The sequence below is a fragment of the Azospirillum isscasi genome, from assembly GCF_030849505.1.
GTDB classification, from domain to species: domain Bacteria; phylum Pseudomonadota; class Alphaproteobacteria; order Azospirillales; family Azospirillaceae; genus Azospirillum; species Azospirillum isscasi.
Genome location: NZ_JAUJFI010000130.1, coordinates 1 through 16,365, shown reverse-complemented (window position 1 = coordinate 16,365; position 16,365 = coordinate 1). Strand labels below are relative to the sequence as shown.

17 protein-coding genes and 1 pseudogene are annotated in these 16,365 nt (G+C 68.1%); 14 read left to right on the top strand and 4 right to left on the bottom strand.

The window, feature by feature from the left end; all coding sequences use genetic code 11:
* A partial coding sequence (locus tag QSG27_RS21360) for an O-linked N-acetylglucosamine transferase family protein (protein WP_456062072.1) occupies positions 1–294 on the top strand: 294 nt, incomplete at its 5' end.
* A gap of 7 nt (positions 295–301) precedes the next feature.
* On the opposite strand, the gene QSG27_RS21355 is transcribed toward QSG27_RS21360, so the two are convergent.
* Together QSG27_RS21355 and QSG27_RS21350 are read right to left on the bottom strand one after the other, a co-directional pair.
* The gene (locus QSG27_RS21355) at positions 302–1,306 is read right to left on the bottom strand and encodes a hypothetical protein (RefSeq protein ID WP_306709668.1); all 1,005 of its coding nucleotides are present in this window, start codon (positions 1,304–1,306) and stop codon (positions 302–304) included.
* A gap of 58 nt (positions 1,307–1,364) precedes the next feature.
* On the bottom strand, positions 1,365–2,144 hold the full coding sequence (locus tag QSG27_RS21350; protein WP_306709666.1) for a GHMP family kinase ATP-binding protein: 780 nt from the start codon (positions 2,142–2,144) through the stop codon (positions 1,365–1,367).
* Positions 2,145–2,460: 316 nt separating this feature from the next.
* Between QSG27_RS21350 and QSG27_RS21345 the strand changes: the two genes are divergently transcribed.
* Positions 2,461–3,429 (top strand): IS5 family transposase, encoded by a 969-nt coding sequence (locus QSG27_RS21345; RefSeq protein ID WP_306709664.1) that lies wholly within the window; start codon positions 2,461–2,463, stop codon positions 3,427–3,429.
* Between the two features lie 21 nt (positions 3,430–3,450).
* On the opposite strand, the pseudogene QSG27_RS21340 reads toward QSG27_RS21345, so the two are convergent.
* Positions 3,451–3,615: pseudogene (locus QSG27_RS21340) on the bottom strand (helix-turn-helix domain-containing protein); the annotation flags it as partial.
* Between the two features lie 86 nt (positions 3,616–3,701).
* Here QSG27_RS21340 and QSG27_RS21335 point away from each other — a divergent pair.
* Complete coding sequence (locus QSG27_RS21335) at positions 3,702–4,304, top strand: cysteine hydrolase family protein (protein WP_306709662.1); 603 nt, start codon at positions 3,702–3,704, stop codon at positions 4,302–4,304.
* 27 nt (positions 4,305–4,331) lie between these two features.
* Here QSG27_RS21335 and QSG27_RS21330 read toward each other — a convergent pair whose 3' ends face one another.
* Entirely contained in the window at positions 4,332–4,724 is a 393-nt protein-coding gene (locus tag QSG27_RS21330; protein WP_306709660.1) for a GreA/GreB family elongation factor, read from the bottom strand.
* Positions 4,725–5,021: 297 nt separating this feature from the next.
* Here QSG27_RS21330 and QSG27_RS21325 point away from each other — a divergent pair, with 297 nt between their 5' ends.
* The 11 genes from QSG27_RS21325 to QSG27_RS21275 all read left to right on the top strand — a co-directional run.
* Complete coding sequence (locus tag QSG27_RS21325) at positions 5,022–6,281, top strand: Glu/Leu/Phe/Val family dehydrogenase (protein ID WP_306709658.1); 1,260 nt, start codon at positions 5,022–5,024, stop codon at positions 6,279–6,281.
* A 120-nt stretch (positions 6,282–6,401) separates the two neighbouring features.
* Positions 6,402–8,066: an ATP-binding protein gene (locus QSG27_RS21320; protein ID WP_306709656.1), complete on the top strand. Its 1,665-nt coding sequence runs from the start codon at positions 6,402–6,404 to the stop codon at positions 8,064–8,066.
* Complete coding sequence (locus QSG27_RS21315; protein ID WP_306709654.1) at positions 8,050–8,676, top strand: response regulator transcription factor; 627 nt, start codon at positions 8,050–8,052, stop codon at positions 8,674–8,676. The genes QSG27_RS21320 and QSG27_RS21315 overlap by 17 nt, the downstream gene beginning before the upstream one ends.
* A 212-nt stretch (positions 8,677–8,888) precedes the next feature.
* A complete protein-coding gene (gene tauA, locus QSG27_RS21310; RefSeq protein WP_306709652.1) occupies positions 8,889–9,890 on the top strand; it encodes a taurine ABC transporter substrate-binding protein in 1,002 nt (333 codons plus the stop codon).
* A 25-nt stretch (positions 9,891–9,915) separates the two neighbouring features.
* Complete coding sequence (locus QSG27_RS21305; protein ID WP_306709650.1) at positions 9,916–10,719, top strand: taurine ABC transporter ATP-binding protein; 804 nt, start codon at positions 9,916–9,918, stop codon at positions 10,717–10,719.
* The gene (locus tag QSG27_RS21300; RefSeq protein WP_306709649.1) at positions 10,716–11,582 is read left to right on the top strand and encodes an ABC transporter permease subunit; all 867 of its coding nucleotides are present in this window, start codon (positions 10,716–10,718) and stop codon (positions 11,580–11,582) included. The genes QSG27_RS21305 and QSG27_RS21300 overlap by 4 nt, the downstream gene beginning before the upstream one ends.
* A 29-nt stretch (positions 11,583–11,611) precedes the next feature.
* Positions 11,612–13,177, top strand: a complete 1,566-nt coding sequence (gene betC, locus QSG27_RS21295; protein WP_306709647.1) for a choline-sulfatase — start codon at positions 11,612–11,614, stop codon at positions 13,175–13,177.
* Between the two features lie 36 nt (positions 13,178–13,213).
* Positions 13,214–14,071: a taurine dioxygenase gene (gene tauD / locus QSG27_RS21290; RefSeq protein WP_306709646.1), complete on the top strand. Its 858-nt coding sequence runs from the start codon at positions 13,214–13,216 to the stop codon at positions 14,069–14,071.
* A gap of 46 nt (positions 14,072–14,117) precedes the next feature.
* Entirely contained in the window at positions 14,118–15,104 is a 987-nt protein-coding gene (locus QSG27_RS21285; protein ID WP_306709645.1) for an aliphatic sulfonate ABC transporter substrate-binding protein, read from the top strand.
* Between the two features lie 12 nt (positions 15,105–15,116).
* On the top strand, positions 15,117–15,965 hold the full coding sequence (locus QSG27_RS21280; RefSeq protein ID WP_306709644.1) for an ABC transporter permease: 849 nt from the start codon (positions 15,117–15,119) through the stop codon (positions 15,963–15,965).
* Between the two features lie 4 nt (positions 15,966–15,969).
* Positions 15,970–16,365, top strand: a 396-nt coding sequence (locus QSG27_RS21275; protein WP_306709643.1) for an ABC transporter ATP-binding protein, incomplete at its 3' end; no start/stop codon positions are given.

Below are 16,365 nucleotides of genomic sequence, written 5' to 3'. Positions count from 1 at the left end.
CCGCCACACCGGAGCGCCTACGCTCCCTCACCAGCTATCCGTGGCTCCCATGTGTCAATGCTTAAGCGCGGCGGTATCACCGACTGGATAGCATCGGACGCCGACGAGTATGTGGAGATCGCCGTCCGGCTGGCGGAGGACGCGCAGCGCCTGACTGCGTTGCGGACGGAGCTGCGTGGGCGCATCGTCGCTTCGCCGCTGTGCAACGGCCAACGGATGGCCCGTCAAATGGAGCGCCTGTTCCGCGCCGTTTGGCGGCGCTGGTGCGCCCAGCGTTTGCAGAATGGCGGGTAAGGCCGGCTCACGCCGGACGATGCGTCGCTGCCGGATGAAAGGTATCCCGGATCACGCGCACCATGATCGCTCCCGCATCCATTTCCGTCTTGAACCGTTCCGCATTGCGACGGACGATGGCCTGCGATTTTCCGGACTTCAGCAATTGCTTACAGCGAATTGGGATCAGCGAAGGTTCCACATTGATCAGGTAGGGCCAGTATGGATTGTCGAACGGAACCTCTTCGCTGATGACACAGGCGCCCCGACTGAGCAGCGTCGACACCCTGGTGTGGGAGACGATGCGCGAATCGATTGAATCGTCTCCCGAGGGAGGACCGTTGAGCGTGAGATTGACTATGATCCGGCTGCGATCGATCAGCGAGTCCAGGAGAATGTCGGGCATGCGTCCCGTAGGAAACCCCCCGCCAACGGCAAGGACCCCAATGCCCTGTTCCGCTATGCTCTGCAGCACCGTCTTTCGGTAACTGGTTGCGCCTCCAAAAAACAAGACATCAATATCTTTTTCAATGTTCGCCACCGGCCGGAATGGCTCTTGATATCCGTATTGCAGGCTCTGCACGTTCTTGCAGAATTTCCGGCAGAACGGCATCGTTCGTTCAAACAAGGACCATGCAAAATCCGCATGCTGCAGAACCTTAGAGAACCCAATGATTCTATTATAAATATAATTGTCGAAATCTTCTTCAATAATGGCATTTCCTTTTCTATCCAGACAACTGATACCACCTTTGGCGTATGGAATTTCGCCATCGATGATCAATTCCGTCGCCAGAACACCAATCTTGGCGCCGGCATTTTTCGCCTTTACGATATCCTCCAAAATACTTCTATGAGTAACGAAATGCTCAACAAGCAAATTAATCGCACCGCAATGAAATTGATCGAAACTGATGAGCACATCGTGCCCAGCCTTGCCGATTGCGCGACAAAGCGGATCAATCAGTGGCTCCAACAAGTAAGAAAATTCGCGTTTCAAACCATGGTTATATATGACGATGTTGAACAGCATTCCATCCATCCCACAGTGTTCAAAGCATAGCCGTCCGGCTTGGATCTTCACGCAAAGCCTACAGTCTCTCTTTTGCTCGCAAACCGAAGTCGTCGGGCTGGTAGACCACGACCTTGCTGCCGCCATTGTCAAAGCGGAATTTCACCGCGGTCAGGTCCTTCAAGCGTTCCCGCAACGCCACCTGCCGCTCCGGTGGCACGAACAGCAGCAGGAAGCCGCCGCCCAGCAGCTTTCCGCCCAGGGCACCGGCGCCGAGGGCGGTTTCGTAGAGTGTGTCGATCATGGCGCTGGACACGTTGGGCGACAGCGCGCGCTTCAGCATCCAGCCTTCGTGCAGCAGCCGGTCGAGATCGTTCAGGTCTCGCTGCGGGTTGCCGTTGATGGACTCCGCCTCGTCGACCAGCGTACGCATCGCGCGGAGTTCCACCTTGTGCTTGCCGAGGTTGGCGATCTTCTCCTGCTCGATGTCCGGGGCGTAGCGCGACAGGCCGGTGAAATACAGGACGAGGTGGCTTTGCAGGCGCTCCCGGCGCTCGTGGTCCATGACCAGCGGCGTGACGTCGATGGAGCCATCCATGTTGAAGTCGATCCGGTTTAGCCCCCCGTAGGCCGCCCACATCTGATCCTGCGAGCCGACCGCCTCGCCGATCACCTCTTGCTCGATGCGGATCGCCTCACCGGCCAACTGGCCCTTGCTCGCCATTTGGCCGCGGAAGGCGTGCAGGGCGTTCAGAAGCCCGACCGTGAAGGAGGAACTCGACCCCAGCCCCGACCGCGCGGGCAGGTCGCCATCGTGGTGGATCTCCAGCCCTTCGGTCACGCCCATCTCGCTCAGCACCGCGCGGACAGCCGGGTGCCGAGGCCGCCGGCCAGGATGGCGATGTCAATGCCCGCCAGGGTGTCCTCAGGCTTCACCGATGGTCCCTTCCCGTGCGCCGGCTTCCGCCTCCTCCAGAAGATTCCGGTGCAGCGTGTGCCGGTCATCTGCCGGATGTGGCGGCTGGTGTCCGCGCCGAAGCGCTGATCGACCAGTTTCAGATAGCGCGGATTGGTGAAATATTCGGTAAAGGCCGACGTTGGTGCAAAAAGGCCGGGCTGGTGGCGGTCGGGAGGGCGAGCGGGTATAGAAGCGGCCCGCTGAAGCCGAGACCCCGATGCCCCACAAGGCCAACGAGCCGCGCCGCCACAAGATCCCGAAGGCCCGGTACCGTGTGGAGAACTGGGCGGCCTACGATGCGGCGCGGCGCCGGCGGGGCGACCTGACGATCTGGGTGACGCCGGAGGCGATCGCCGCGTGGACGCCGCCCGCCACGGGACGGGGTGGCCGGCCAGCGCGCTACTCAGACATCGCCATCGAGACCGGGCTGATGCTGCGCCTGGCGTTCGGTCGGCCGTGGCGCCAGACCGGGGGTTTGCTGGGCTCGCTCATGCGCCTGCTCGGCCTGGACCTGCCGGTTCCCGATCATACGACGTTTTCCCGGCGTAGCGCCGATCTGGCCGTCGCGTCGGCGCTCGCCAGGACGGACGGGCCGGTCACCGTGGTCATCGATTCCACCGGGCTGAAGGTGTTCGGCCGGGGCGAGGGGCACCTGGAAAAGCACGGCGGCACAGCGCGCCGATGCTGGCGCAAGCTGCACCTGGCCGTCGATCCCGCCACCGGCGAGATCCTCGCCTCGGCGTTGACGGGCAACGAGGAGGGAGACGCCTCGCTGGTCGGTCCGTTGCTTGACCAGGTCACGGGCCCGATCGGCGCCGTCCTGGCGGACGGCGCCTACGACGGCGAGCCGGTCTATCGTGCTGTCGCCGAGCGTGCGCCGGACGCCGAGGTGATCATCCCGCCGCGCGCGACCGCGGTGGTGAGCGACACCGCCAAGAGCGCGCCCACCCGGCGCGACCACCACATCCAGACGATCAAGGAGCGTGGTTGGCTGGGCTGGCAGCGAGCCGTCCAATACGGCAGGAGATCGTTGGTCGAGGTAGCGATGCTCCGGTACAAGGTTTTGATCGGACGCAGCCTGCGCGCTCGCACTCTGCCCGCACAAAAAGCCGAAGCCAAGGCCGCCTGCGCCGTCATCAATCGCATGACCAGCCTCGGCATGCCAACCTCCCGGAAGGTCGCCTGATCTCCATCGCCTCTGGGCGAAAGTCCGGCCCAGCCCCTCCTCCAGCGCAGCGACCCGGCGCCCGACCGTCGCGTGGCTGATCCGCAGCACGCGCGCCGCCGCCGACAGGCTGCCGGTCCGCGCCAGCTCCAGAAAGATCCGCAGATCGTCCCAGTTCAGGGGAGCTGTCTGTTTATGAACAGTCATTGCGCGAATCTATCGGATGCCCGGCCAAAAACACACAGGGCACACTGCGTCCCGAAGACTTTCCCTGTCCCGGAGCCGCAACCGCCATGAGCGCCACCCCGAAGACCCTGCTCGCCCTCGCCGGCGCCCCCGCCACGCCCAGCCCCCTCGCGTCCGCGGCGCTGGTGCTGATCGACGCCCAGCGCGAATACACCGAAGGCGCCCTGCCCCTGGCCGGGATGGAGGCCGCGGTGGCCGAGGCCGCCCGTTTGCTGGGGTTGGCGCGCGAGGCCGGCGTCCCGGTCTTCCACATCGTCCACCACGGCAAGCCGGGCGGCGCCCTGTTCGACCCGGACGGCCCGCTGTCGGGCATCGTCGCCCCGCTGGCCCCGCTGGACGGGGAGACGATGGTGGTGAAGCACCTGCCCAACGCCTTCGCCGGCACGGATCTGGACGCCAGGATCCGCGCCGCCGGGCGCAGGGAGCTGATCGTGGCCGGCTTCCAGACCCACATGTGCGTCAGCAGCACGGTGCGCGCCGCGCTCGACCTCGGCTGGCGGACCACGGTGGTGGGCGCGGCCAGCGCCACCCGCGACCTGCCGGACGGGGCCGGCGGCGTCATCCCCGCCGACGCGCTGCACCGCGCCAGCCTGGCCGCCCTGGCCGACCGCTTCGCGGTGGTGGTCGGGGACAGCCGGGCCTGGGCGTAAAGGGAGGGCGGCCCGGACCGGGCAGGATCAGGCCGGCAGGACGCGCTCGACGGCCAGCCAGCGCGTCGTTCCGTCCGCATCGCTGTAGGGCATGCGCGCTCCTTCCCGGAGGCCGAGCAAGGCCACCCCGAGTGGCGACGCGACGGTGATCTGGCCCTCGCCGGGCGAGCGGTCCGGGTACACCAGCTCGCCCCATTCGAACGGCATGCCGTCGCTGCGGCGGAACAGCACCCGGCTGCCCATCCGGACGATCGTCCGCGGCAGATCGCCTTCCGGGCGGACGATCGCGCGGTCCAGCTCCCGGGAGAGGAACGCCGACACGTCCGGAGCCTGCGCCGACAGCCGATCCATCGCGCGCAGCAAACGACCGTAATCCGTACGCCCGATCCAGATCAGAGGCCGATCAGTTCCCTCGGTCATTGATGCGTCCTCGCATGCGCGGCGGTTGTGGTGCAAACCGGAACGAAGTCTCGCCCACGCTCATTGTCCGCTGCCATCCGTATTATTACGGAATACATGGCAGGCCGGGATTTTCAAAAAAACTATTCATATTTTACAGCGGGTTATCCGATTTCCGTATTATTACGGATATTTCGATCCGGGTTATTCCCCAGTAGAAAATGCCCTCACATGCCTTAGGGGCGGTGAGCAGACCCTTCCAGCAAGGAGATGCGGCCCACCTTCGGTGCTCCTGACTGGAATCATAGGGAAAAGATGATGGACGAACTGCTTTCGGGGGCGCTGAGCCGCCTGGATGAAGCCGCGAAGCACGTCGAAGTGGATTCCGAAGTTCTCGAAAAGCTGAAATACGCCAAGGAGACGCTGAGCGTCCGCCTGTCCGTCCGCATGGACGACGGGTCGCGGCGCTCCTTCCCGGCGTGGCGCTGCCGCTACGACGACACGCGCGGCCCGACCAAGGGCGGCATCCGCTTCCATCCCAGCTCCAACGTGGAGGAGGTGACCACCCTGGCGTTCTGGATGACCTTCAAGTGCGCCGTGATGAACCTGCCCTACGGTGGCGGCAAGGGCGCTGTGAAGGTCGATCCGCACAGCCTGTCCAAGTCGGAGCTGGAGCGCCTGTCGCGCGCCTACGTGCAGGCCTTCGCCGGCATGATCGGACCCGACCGCGACATCCCGGCGCCGGACGTCTACACGAACTCGATGATCATGGGCTGGATGGCCGACGAGTACAGCTCCATCGTCCGCCAGCCGAGCCCGGCGGTCATCACCGGCAAGCCCCTGCCGCTCGGCGGCTCCCTCGGGCGGGACGACGCGACGGCACGCGGCGGCTACTACCTCATCAAGCACCTGGAGGAGGATCTGGGTCTGGCCGGGTCGGCCAAGCGGGTGGTGGTCCAGGGCTACGGCAACGCCGGCTTCCACATCGCCCGCCTTCTGCACGCGGACGGCTACCGCATCGTCGGCATCTCCGATTCCCGCGGGGCCATCGTCTGCGAGGACGGCCTGGACCCGCAGGCCGTGCAGGCGGCCAAGGAGCGTGGCGGCTCGGTGACCGCCTACGCCGGAAACGGCGTCCGCAAGGTCAGCGACGACGAACTGCTGGGCACCGGCTGCGAGATCCTGGTTCCCGCGGCCCTGGAGGATCAGATCCACAAGGGCAACGCCGGCCTGATCAAGGCGCGCATCGTCCTGGAACTGGCCAACGGCCCGGTCACCCCGGACGCCGACCGCATCCTGGAGGAGGCGGGGACCATCGTCCTGCCCGACATCCTGGCGAACGCCGGCGGCGTGACGGTGTCCTACTTCGAGTGGGTGCAGAACCGCCAGGGCTATTACTGGAACCTGGGCGAGATCCACGAGCGCCTCCGCGTGATCATGGAGACCGAGGGCCGCCGGGTCTGGGACATGCGCTCGGCCAAGGGCATCACGATGCGCACGGCGGCCTACGCCCACGCGCTGGAGCGGCTGTCGAAGGCCATCGCCGCGCACGGCACGCAGCCGTTCTTCATCGGCTGAACCACGCGCCGCAAGGAAGGGGGCCCCGCCGGGCTCCCTTCACTTGGAATAGGCGAACGCGCCGTGTGGACCTATATTCCAGGGCCTGTCCGCGAGCGCAGCCCGAAAGAATGCCTTGAGATGCCCTTCCCGTCCGTCAGCCGTGCCGCGGGAGCACCCTTCCCGGCCATCCCGACCGGCCGGGACATGGTGCTGCTGTCCCTCGCCTTCCTGGCGGCCTATCTGCCCATCGACTGGCTGACCTTCATCCATCCGCGCCCGAGCCTCAACATCACCCCGTGGAATCCGCCCGCCGGGCTTTACATGGCCCTGCTGCTGTGGACCGGGGTGCGCGGCGTGCCGATGGTTTATGCCACGCTGATCCTGGCCGATCTGGTGGTGCGGGGGCATCCGGCCTCGCTGTCCTCGCTGCTGCTCTCGAACCTCGCCATCGTCGCCGGCTACGGGGCCGCCGCCCATGTCCTGCGCCGCCGGGCGGCGATCGGTCTGGCGTTGAACCGGGTGCGCGACGTCGGCTGGCTGGTCGGCGTCACCTTCCTGAGCGCCGCCGTGGTGGCGCCCGCCTTCGTCGGCGTGTTCGTCCTGGACGGGGTCCTCGCCGCCGCCGACCTGCCGATGCTGGCCTTCCAGTACTGGCTGGGCGACGCCATCGGCATCGCCGTGGTCACGCCCTTCGTCCTCCTCCTGTACCGCCCGGACAAGACACCGGCCTGGAGCGTGCCGAAGCCGCCCTCCGCCGGCCAGACGGCGGCCATCGCCGCGGCCCTGCTGCTGGTTTTCCTGACCATCGGCGACGGTCAGTTCAACCTGTTCTACGTCCTGTTCCTGCCCCTCGTCTGGGTGGCGGTGTCGCATGGCCTGCCCGGCGCGGTGTCGGCGGCGCTCGCCATCCAGAGCGGCCTGATCGCCGGGTTGCAGGCGATCGGGTTTCCCCTGGACGCGGTTATCTATCACCAGACGCTGATGCTGGCGCTGGCCATCACCGCCCTGTTCCTCGGCGCCCTGGTCAGCGAGCGCCGCGAGGTCGAGATCCGGCTGCGCGAGCATCAGGCCGAGCTGGCCCACATCGCCCGCCTCACGGTGACCGGAGAGATGGCGTCCGCGCTGGCCCACGAGCTGAATCAGCCGCTTCTGGCCGCCATCAGCTACGCGCGGGCCGCCCAGCGGGTCATGGAAGGCAACGACACGCCACCCCGCGCCCAGGAGCTGATCGACAAGGCGGTGATCCAGGCGGAGCGGGCCGGTGAGGTCATCCGGGGCCTGCGCACCTTCCTCAGCAAGGGGTCGCTTCAACTGGCGCCGGAGCCAGCCACCGAGATCGTCCGCGAAACGCTGGCCCTGGTGCGCGGGGACGCGGCCTACAACAGGGTCCAGTTGCGGGTCGAGATGGTGGAGCCGCTCCCCTTCGTGCTGTGCGACCGCATCCAGATCGAACAGGTCCTTCTCAACATCGTGCACAACAGCATCGAGGCCATCGCCGCCGCCGGCAGCCCCGTGCGCGAGGTCGTCCTCCGCGTCCGGGCCACGCCTCCCGACGGCCTGACCTTCGAGGTCGAGGACACCGGCCCCGGCGTGTCGGCGGGCATGGTCGACCACCTGTATTCGCCGTTCGCGACCACCAAGCCGGCGGGCATGGGGCTCGGGCTGCCGATCTGCCGCTCGATCGTCGAGAGCCACGGCGGCCGGCTGTGGCTGCACCGCTCCGGCCCGGACGGTTCCGTCTTCCACGTCTTTCTGCCCGCAGCGCCTTCGGATCTCCGGTCGTCCCATGACCCAAGCCAATAAGCCTTCCATCGCCGAGCCCACCGTCTTCATCATCGACGACGACGAGGCGGTCCGTGACGCGCTCGCCGCCCTGGTGGAGGTGGCCAGCCTGCCCGTGCGCACCTTCGTCAACGCGCTGGAGTTCCTGCACCGCTACAGCCCCGACCAGCCGGGCTGCGTGGTCGCCGACCTGCGCATGCCGTTCATGGACGGGCTGGAGCTTCAGGAGGAGCTGTCGCGGCGCGGCTGCGGGCTTCCGGTCATCATCATCACCGCCCACGGCGAGGTGAGCGCCGCCGTCACCGCCTTCCGGGCCGGGGCCATTGATTTTCTGGAGAAGCCGTTCGACGACGGCGTCTTCCTGCGCCGCATCCACGAGGCCCTGCAACGCGACGCCCATCAGCGCCGCGACCGCTCCGCGGCGGCGGCGGCCCTGGCGAAGCTGGCCCTGCTCAGCCCGCGCGAACGGGACGTCGCCGAACTCATGGTCGAGGGCTGCGCGAACAAGACCATCGCAACCCGCCTCGGCATCGGCGTCCGGACAGTGGAGACGCACCGTGCGAACATCCTGTCCAAACTCGACATCCGCACGATCTCCGAACTCATGCGCCTGTGGCTGCATGTGCAGTGAGAGGCCGAAAGCGATGACCCCGCGGTGAAGCGCCGTCCTACGGGCGCCGCGTCATGGCGTCCATATTGAACAATATGTTATTGTCTTTTATGGAAAAATAATACACAAGAAAGCCCGCTTCGGGGTTGCGCATTTCTCTTCTTTGTATGTAGAGTTTTCCTCTGCCGGCGGATGACCGCGCCGCCGGACGCAGACGGGGGAAATAAGCCACCATGAAACAGTTCCTGCCTTCCATCGCCCTGCTGGCGCTGGCCACCCTGGCGCCCTTCTCCGCCGAGGCCGCCGGCAAGGTGGTCGTCGCCTACCAGACCGACGCGCTGCCGTCGTCCGTGGCCATCGCCAACGGGGATTTCGCCAAGGCGACCGGCACGGAGATCGACTTCCGCAAGTTCAATTCCGGCGCCGACATCTTCGCCGCCATCGCCTCGGGCGACGTGCAGGTCGGCTATGTCGGCTCCAGCCCCTTCGCCGCCGCGGTCAGCCGCGGGCTGGACGTGAAGGCCTTCTACCTCGCCAGCTCCTCCGGCACGGACGAGGCGCTGGTGGTCCGCAACGGCTCCGGAATCGAGAAGCCCGCCGACCTGAAGGGCAAGAAGCTGGCCGCCGCCCCGGTCTCGACCGACCATTACCAGCTCCTCGCCGTGCTGAAGCAGGAGACGCTGAGCGAGCGCGACGCCCAGGTCTTCGCCATCCCGCAGCCCGACATCGTCGCGGCCTGGAACCGCGGCGACCTGGACGGCGCCTTCGTTTGGGACCCGGCGCTGACCGAGCTGAAGAAGACCGGCAAGGTGCTTCTCACCTCCCGGCAGGTGGCCGACCGCGGCGCCCCGACCTTCACCGCCTGGGTCGCCACCGCCGCCTTCGCCAAGGAGAACCCGGCCTTCCTGAAGAATTTCGCCGGGGTGGTGGAGCGCTACAGCGTCTCCTTCCGCGACGACAAGGCCGCCTGGGGACCGGAATCGGCGAACGCCAAGGCGCTGGCCGGGCTTCTCGGCGGCACGCCGTCCGATCAGGCCGCGGCGCTGAACAACCTGTCGCTGATCCCGGCCAAACAGCAGGCCACCAAGGACTGGCTGGACGGCGCGGAGAACAGCGGCACCGCCAAAATCCTGAAGGAAACCGCCGAGTTCCTGAAGGAGCAGAAGAAGGTCTCCACCGTGCTGCCCAGCTACGGCGGCTTCGTCACCGCGGACCACGTCAAGGCCCTGCCCTGAAGCGCAACCGGACGGGAGGTGCGCCATGCTCCGGGTGCAGAACGCCAGCGTGTTCTTTCCAGGCCGTGACGGCGGGGTGATCCACGCGCTCGACCGCGCGTCGCTGGACATCGACGCCAACAGCATCGTCGTCGCGCTGGGCGCGTCGGGCTGCGGCAAGTCCACGCTGCTGAACGCCATCGCCGGCTTCCTTCCCCTGTCGGAAGGCAGCATCACGCTGGACGGCCAGCCGGTGGAGGGCCCCGGCGCCGACCGCGGCGTGGTGTTCCAGAAGGACACGCTGCTGCCCTGGAAGAGCGTGCTGGACAATGTGGCGCTCGGCCTGGATTTCGCCGGCCTCCCCCCGCGGGACCGGCGGGACCGCGCCGCCGAGCTGCTGCGCCTCGTCGGGCTGGAGGGCTTCGCCAAATCCGCCCCGCACGAGCTGTCCGGCGGCATGCGCCAGCGCGTGGGCATCGCCCGCGCGCTGGCCACCGACCCGAAGATCCTGCTGATGGACGAGCCGTTCGGCGCGCTCGACAGCCTGACGCGGGAGCAGATGCAGGAGCTGCTGATCGACGTCTGGGCGCGCACCGGCAAGCGCATCTTCTTCATCACCCATTCCATCGAGGAGGCGCTGTTCCTCGGCACCACGGTGGTGGTGATGTCGCCGCGCCCCGGACGGATCGTGGCCCGCTTCGACCTCGATTTCGTCCGGCGCTTCGCCGCCGAACGGGACGTGCACGCCATCCTGTCCGATCCGGAGTTCGGGGATCTGCACAACCGGATCCGCGACCTCGTCCACCGCCCGCACCACACGGCGGTTCACCGCGCGGAGACGCTGCAATGACCGACGCGGCCCGCACGACCGCAGAATCCTTGGCCGCCCCCCTGACGGACCCCGCCGCCCGGCCCCGCACCGTCGCGCTGCGGCCCTTCGGGCTGGACGGTGCGCGCACCGGCCCGATCAGCGCCGTCACCGGCCTCCTGCTGATCGCCGTCTGGTTCCTGGTGTCGCAGCACCGGCTGGTGCCGCCCCTGTTCCTGCCGGCGCCGGGGGAGGTCGCCGCCCAGTTCCTGTCCATCCTGGAGGACGGCTACGCCGGCGCCACCCTGTGGGAACATGTGTCGGCCAGCCTGCTGCGCATCCTGGCCGCGGCGCTGATCGCGGCGTCGCTGGGCATCCCGCTGGGGCTGGCGATGGGGCTGAACCGCTGGGCCAAGGGCGTCCTCGACACGCCCATCGAGTTCTATTGGCCGCTGCCGCCGCTCGCCTACCTGCCGCTGATGATCATCTGGCTGGGCATCGGGGAAGTCTCGAAGATCGCCCTGCTGACCCTGGCGATGTTCGCCCCGATCTGCCTGTCGGCCCAGGCCGGCTTGCGGTCGCTGCCCATCGAGCGGGTCAACGCCGCCCTGTCGCTGGGGGCGACGCGCTGGCAGCTCTTCCGCTCCATCGTGCTGCCCAGTGCGTTGCCGGAAATCCTGACCAGCCTGCGCATCGCCATCGGGGTGGGGTGGAGCACGCTGGTCGCCGCCGAGCTGATCGCGGCGACGCGCGGCATCGGCTTCATGATCATGTCCGCCTCGCATTTCCTGGCCACCGACGTGGTGTTCGTCGGCATCGGCATCATCGCCGCCTGGGCCTTCGCCTTCTCCTACGGGATGCGCCTGCTGGAATCCTGGCTGGTGCCCTGGAAGGGCAAGACCTGACGCCTTTCAGAGTTCGGAGTTGCCTCACCGTGTCCCGGTCCCCCAACATCCTGTTCATCATGGCCGACCAGATGGCGGCCCCCGCCCTGCCCTTCCACGGTCACCCGGTCGTCAGGACGCCGAACCTGTCGCGGCTGGCCGCGGAAGGGGTGGTCTTCGAAAACGCCTACTGCAACTACCCGCTTTGCGCGCCGTCGCGCTTCTCGCTGCTGTCGGGGCGCCTGCCTTCGGCCATCGGCGCCTTCGACAACGCGGCGGAGTTCGCTTCCTCCGTGCCGACCTTCGTGCATCACGCCCGCGCCGCGGGTTACCGGACCTGCCTGTCCGGCAAGATGCATTTCGTCGGCGCCGACCAGCTCCACGGCTTCGAGGAGCGGCTGACCACCGACGTCTATCCCGCCGATTTCGGCTGGACGCCGGACTGGGGGAACGGGGCGCTGGCCTACGGCTGGTCCCATCACATGGCGAGCGTGGTCGAGGCCGGACCCTGCCACCGCAGTCTCCAGATCGACTTCGACGAGGAGACCGCCCATCAGGCGGTGCAGAAGATCTACGACTACGGCCGCACCGCGGCTAACACGGCGGACAGGGCGCCCTTCTTCCTGGCGGTGTCCTTCACCCACCCGCACGACCCCTTCAACTGCCTGCCGGAGCACTGGGACCTCTACGATCACGCCGAGATCGACCTGCCCTCGGTGCCGCCCATCCCGCCGGAGCGGCAAGACCCGCACAGCCGGCGCCTCCACGTCATGGACGGGCTGCACCGCTACGACCTGACGGAGGAGCGGGTGCGCACCGCGCGCCACGCCTATTACGGCTCCATCAGCTATGTGGACGAGCTGGTCGGGCGCCTGCTGACGGCGCTGGAGCGCGCCGGGCTGGCCGGGGACACCATCGTCGTCTTCACCGGCGACCATGGCGAAATGCTGGGCGAGCGGGGCATGTGGTACAAGATGACCTTCTTCGAATGGTCGTCCCGCGTGCCGCTGCTGGTCCACGCACCGGGGCGCTGGGCGCCGGGCCGGGTGGCCGCCCCGGTGTCGCACGTCGATCTCTTCCCCACCCTGCTCGACCTGTTCGGCGACCGCGCGCCGCCGCCGGTGGACCCGCTCGACGGAAGCAGCCTGCTGCCCCTGCTGGAGGGAACGGACGCGGGGGGAAACCGCAGCGTCTTCGCCGAATATCTCGGGGAAGGCGCGCTGGAGCCCGCCTTCATGGTGCGGCGGGGCCGTTACAAATACGTCGTCTGCGGCGACGACCCGGCGCAGCTCTACGACCTGGAGGCCGACCCGCAGGAGTTGGTCAACCGGGCCGGCGATCCCGCCCTGGCCGCGGTGGAATCCGCACTGGCCGGGACCGTCGCCGGGCGCTGGGACGCCGCGGCCCTGCGGCGCGCCGTGGTCGAGAGCCAGAACCGCCGCCTGTTCGTCCACAAGGTGCTGCTGACCGGGCGCCACACGCCCTGGGATTTCCAGCCCCACCGCAACGCCGCCACCTCCTACGTCCGCAATTTCGGGGTCGCCGAGGACACGCTGAAGGCGCTGGCCCGCCTGCCGGCGGTGGACCCGGTGCCGCCCGACCGTGCCGACGCCTGACCCTTCCCATTCATCCCCGTCACCCAGGGAAACGCCATGCCCGACATCTCTCTGCCCAGCCTGTCCATCACCCCCGTCAGCCCGGCCATCGGCGCGCGGGTGGCGGGGCTGGATCTCACCCGCCCGCTGAGCGACGCGGAGGCCGCCGCGCTGGAACGTGCGCTGGTCGCCCATCAGGTGCTGTTCTTCGAAAATCAGCCCCTGACGCCCACGGCCCAGCACGCCTTCGCCGCCCGCTTCGGCAGCCTGCACGTCCACCCCGTCTATCCCAACGTGCCCGAGCAGCCGGAGATCATGGTGCTCGACACCGGGCCGCACAACGTGACCGACAACGACGTCTGGCACACCGACGTGACCTGCATCGAGACGCCGCCGGCCATCGTGGCGCTGTCGGGCAAGCGGATCCCTCCCAGCGGCGGCGACACCGTGTGGGCCAGCAACATCGCCGCCTACAACGGCCTGTCGGAGCCGCTGCGCCGCCTGCTCGACCCGCTGAGCGCGCTGCACGACTTCACCAAGTCCTTCCCCGAATGGCGGCACAGCGGCGATCCGGAGACGCACGCCCGCTGGCGCGCCGCCCGCGACCGCCACCCGCCGGTGATCCACCCGGTCGTCCGCGTCCATCCGGTCAGTGGAGCCAAGGCGCTGTTCGTGAACGAGAATTTCACGTCACGCATCGTCGGGCTGAGCGACCGCGAGAGTGCGGCCATCCTCGACCTGCTGTTCGACCACATCAGCCGCCCGGAATTCACCGTGCGCTGGCAGTGGAAGGCGGACGACCTCGTGCTGTGGGACAACCGCTCCACCCAGCATTACGCGGTGAACGACTATCTGCCGCACAGCCGCCTCATGCACCGCGCCACCGTTCTGGGCGACCGCCCGGTCGGTCCCTGAGCGGATGTCTCATAACAACATCAGACCACCAGGGAGAAATTCGACCGTGAAGAGCCTGTTCCCGCGCCGCGCCGTGCTCGGTGCCCTGTTCGCCGCCGCCCTGTCCACCATCCTGCCGGGCGCCGCCCGCGCCGCCGACACGGTGACGGAAATCCGCCTCGACTACGCCTATTACAACCCGGTCAGCCTCGTGCTGAAGGAGAAGGGCTGGCTGGAGGAGGAGTTGAAAAAGGACGGGATCGCCGTGCGCTGGGTGCTCAGCCTCGGCTCCAACAAGGCGCTGGAGTTCCTGAACGCCGGCAGCCTGGATTTCGGCTCGACCGCCGGGGCGGCGGCGCTGATCGCGCGGATCAACGGCAACCCGATCAAGTCGGTCTACGTCTATTCCAAGCCGGAATGGACCGCGCTGGTCACCGGCCCGAACAGCGCCATCACGAAAGTCGAGGATCTGAAGGGCAAGCGCGTCGCCGTCACCCGCGGCACCGATCCGCACATCTTCCTCGTCCGCACGCTCGCCCAGCACACACTGACCGACAAGGACATCAAGCTGGTCCTGCTCCAACACCAGGACGGCCGGCTGGCTCTGGAGAAGGGCGACGTGGACGCCTGGGCGGGGCTGGACCCGCTGATGGCCCAGGCGGAGATCGACAACGGCGCCAGGCTGTTCTACCGCAACGCCGCCGCCAACAGCTGGGGCGTGTTGAACGTGCGGGAGGAATTCGCCCGGCAGCAGCCGGAACTGGTCGCCCGCGTGCTCCGCGCCTACGAGAAGGCCCGCGCCCACGCGCTCGCCAACCCGGCGGAGCTGAAGACGACCATCGCCACCGCCGCCAAGCTGTCGGAGCCGGTCGCCGCCCGCCAGTTGGAGCGCACCGACCTCAGCCACAGCGCCATCGGCGCGGAGCAGGCCGACACCATCCTCCAGGCCGGTCTCGCCCTTCAGGAAAGCGGCGTGCTGGGCGCCGAGGTGGACGTGAAGGGGGCGGTCGCGGCGCTGATCGACCCGTCCTTCTCCAAGGCGCTGACGCAGTAAGGGGGCGGTTCCGTGGCCGTCATCGACCCGGCGCTGGACCGGCAGGACGCCGTGTCCGGCGCCCTTCCGGAACCGCCCGGGCCGGCGCCCCGCCGCCTCTGGGTGGATTGGCTGGCGGGATTGATCGTCCCGCTCGCCCTGGCGCTCGGCTGGGAGCTGGCGGTGGCCCGGGGCTGGGGCAACGGGCGCCTGCTGCCGCCGCCCAGCCGCATCCTGTCCACGCTGTGGGGCCTGTGGCGGTCCGGCGATCTGACCGTCCATGTGCTGGCGACGCTGGGGCGGGTCGGGCTGGGCTTCCTGTTCGGGGTGCTGGCGGGGACGGTGCTGGGAGCGCTCACCGGCTATCTGACCTGGGCGCGCCGCCTGCTCGACCCCACCCTGCAGGCGCTGCGCTCCATCCCGTCGATCGCCTGGGTGCCGCTGTTCATCCTGTGGTTCGGCATCTTCGAGACCTCGAAGGTCATCCTGATCGCGGTCGGCGTCTTCTTCCCCATCTATCTGGCCCTGTCCGGGGCCATCCTGGACGTGGACCGCAAGCTGGTGGAGGTCGGGCGCATCTTCCGCCTGTCGGGGCCGGCGCTGGTGTGGCGCATCCTGCTGCCGGCGACGCTGCCGGCCTATGTGCTGGCGCTGCGCGCCGGGCTGGGGCTCGGCTGGATGTTCGTGGTGGCGGCGGAGTTCATGGGGGCCAGCGAGGGGCTGGGTTTCCTGCTGACCGATGGGCAGATGACCGGCCAGCCGGCGACCATCCTCGCCTCCATCGTCGCCTTCGCGGTGCTGGGCAAGCTGACCGACGGGCTGTTGGCCGCCCTGTCCCGCCCGCTCCTGCGCTGGCAGGATTCCTTCAAGCCGGAGGGCTGAACCGATGCTGCGCATCGACGGATTGAGCAAGCGCTACCCCAACGGCCACCTGGCGCTGGAGCGCATCGGGCTGGAGGTGGCGCCGGGGGAGATCCTCGGCGTCGTCGGCGGTTCCGGCTGCGGCAAGAGCACGCTGCTGCGGCTGATCGCCGGGCTGGAGGCGCCGACCGCGGGCGAGGTCGTGCTGAACGGCCTGCCGGTGCGGGCCCCGCGCGACGAGATCGGCTTCGTCTTCCAGGAGCCGCGTCTGATGCCCTGGCTGCGCATTCGCGACAACGTCGCCTTCGGCATCCGCCACCTGCCGAAGGCCGAGCGGGAGGCCCGCACGGCGGAGGCGCTGGCGCGGGTCGGCCTCGCCGACTTCGCCGGGGCCTGGCCGCGCGAGCTGTCCGGCGGCATG

Excerpts from the sequence above, each read along its gene's own strand:
- QSG27_RS21300 (WP_306709649.1), top strand. The coding sequence starts at position 10,716 with ATGACCGACGCGGCCCGCACGACCGCAGAATCCTTGGCCGCCCCCCTG.
- tauD (WP_306709646.1), top strand. The coding sequence starts at position 13,214 with ATGCCCGACATCTCTCTGCCCAGCCTGTCCATCACCCCCGTCAGCCCG.
- QSG27_RS21305 (WP_306709650.1), top strand. The coding sequence starts at position 9,916 with ATGCTCCGGGTGCAGAACGCCAGCGTGTTCTTTCCAGGCCGTGACGGC.
- QSG27_RS21330 (WP_306709660.1), bottom strand. The coding sequence starts at position 4,724 with ATGACCGAGGGAACTGATCGGCCTCTGATCTGGATCGGGCGTACGGAT.
- QSG27_RS21325 (WP_306709658.1), top strand. The coding sequence starts at position 5,022 with ATGGACGAACTGCTTTCGGGGGCGCTGAGCCGCCTGGATGAAGCCGCG.
- QSG27_RS21335 (WP_306709662.1), top strand. The coding sequence starts at position 3,702 with ATGAGCGCCACCCCGAAGACCCTGCTCGCCCTCGCCGGCGCCCCCGCC.
- QSG27_RS21315 (WP_306709654.1), top strand. The coding sequence starts at position 8,050 with ATGACCCAAGCCAATAAGCCTTCCATCGCCGAGCCCACCGTCTTCATC.
- QSG27_RS21355 (WP_306709668.1), bottom strand. The coding sequence starts at position 1,306 with ATGCTGTTCAACATCGTCATATATAACCATGGTTTGAAACGCGAATTT.
- QSG27_RS21345 (WP_306709664.1), top strand. The coding sequence starts at position 2,461 with ATGCCCCACAAGGCCAACGAGCCGCGCCGCCACAAGATCCCGAAGGCC.
- QSG27_RS21320 (WP_306709656.1), top strand. The coding sequence starts at position 6,402 with ATGCCCTTCCCGTCCGTCAGCCGTGCCGCGGGAGCACCCTTCCCGGCC.
- tauA (WP_306709652.1), top strand. The coding sequence starts at position 8,889 with ATGAAACAGTTCCTGCCTTCCATCGCCCTGCTGGCGCTGGCCACCCTG.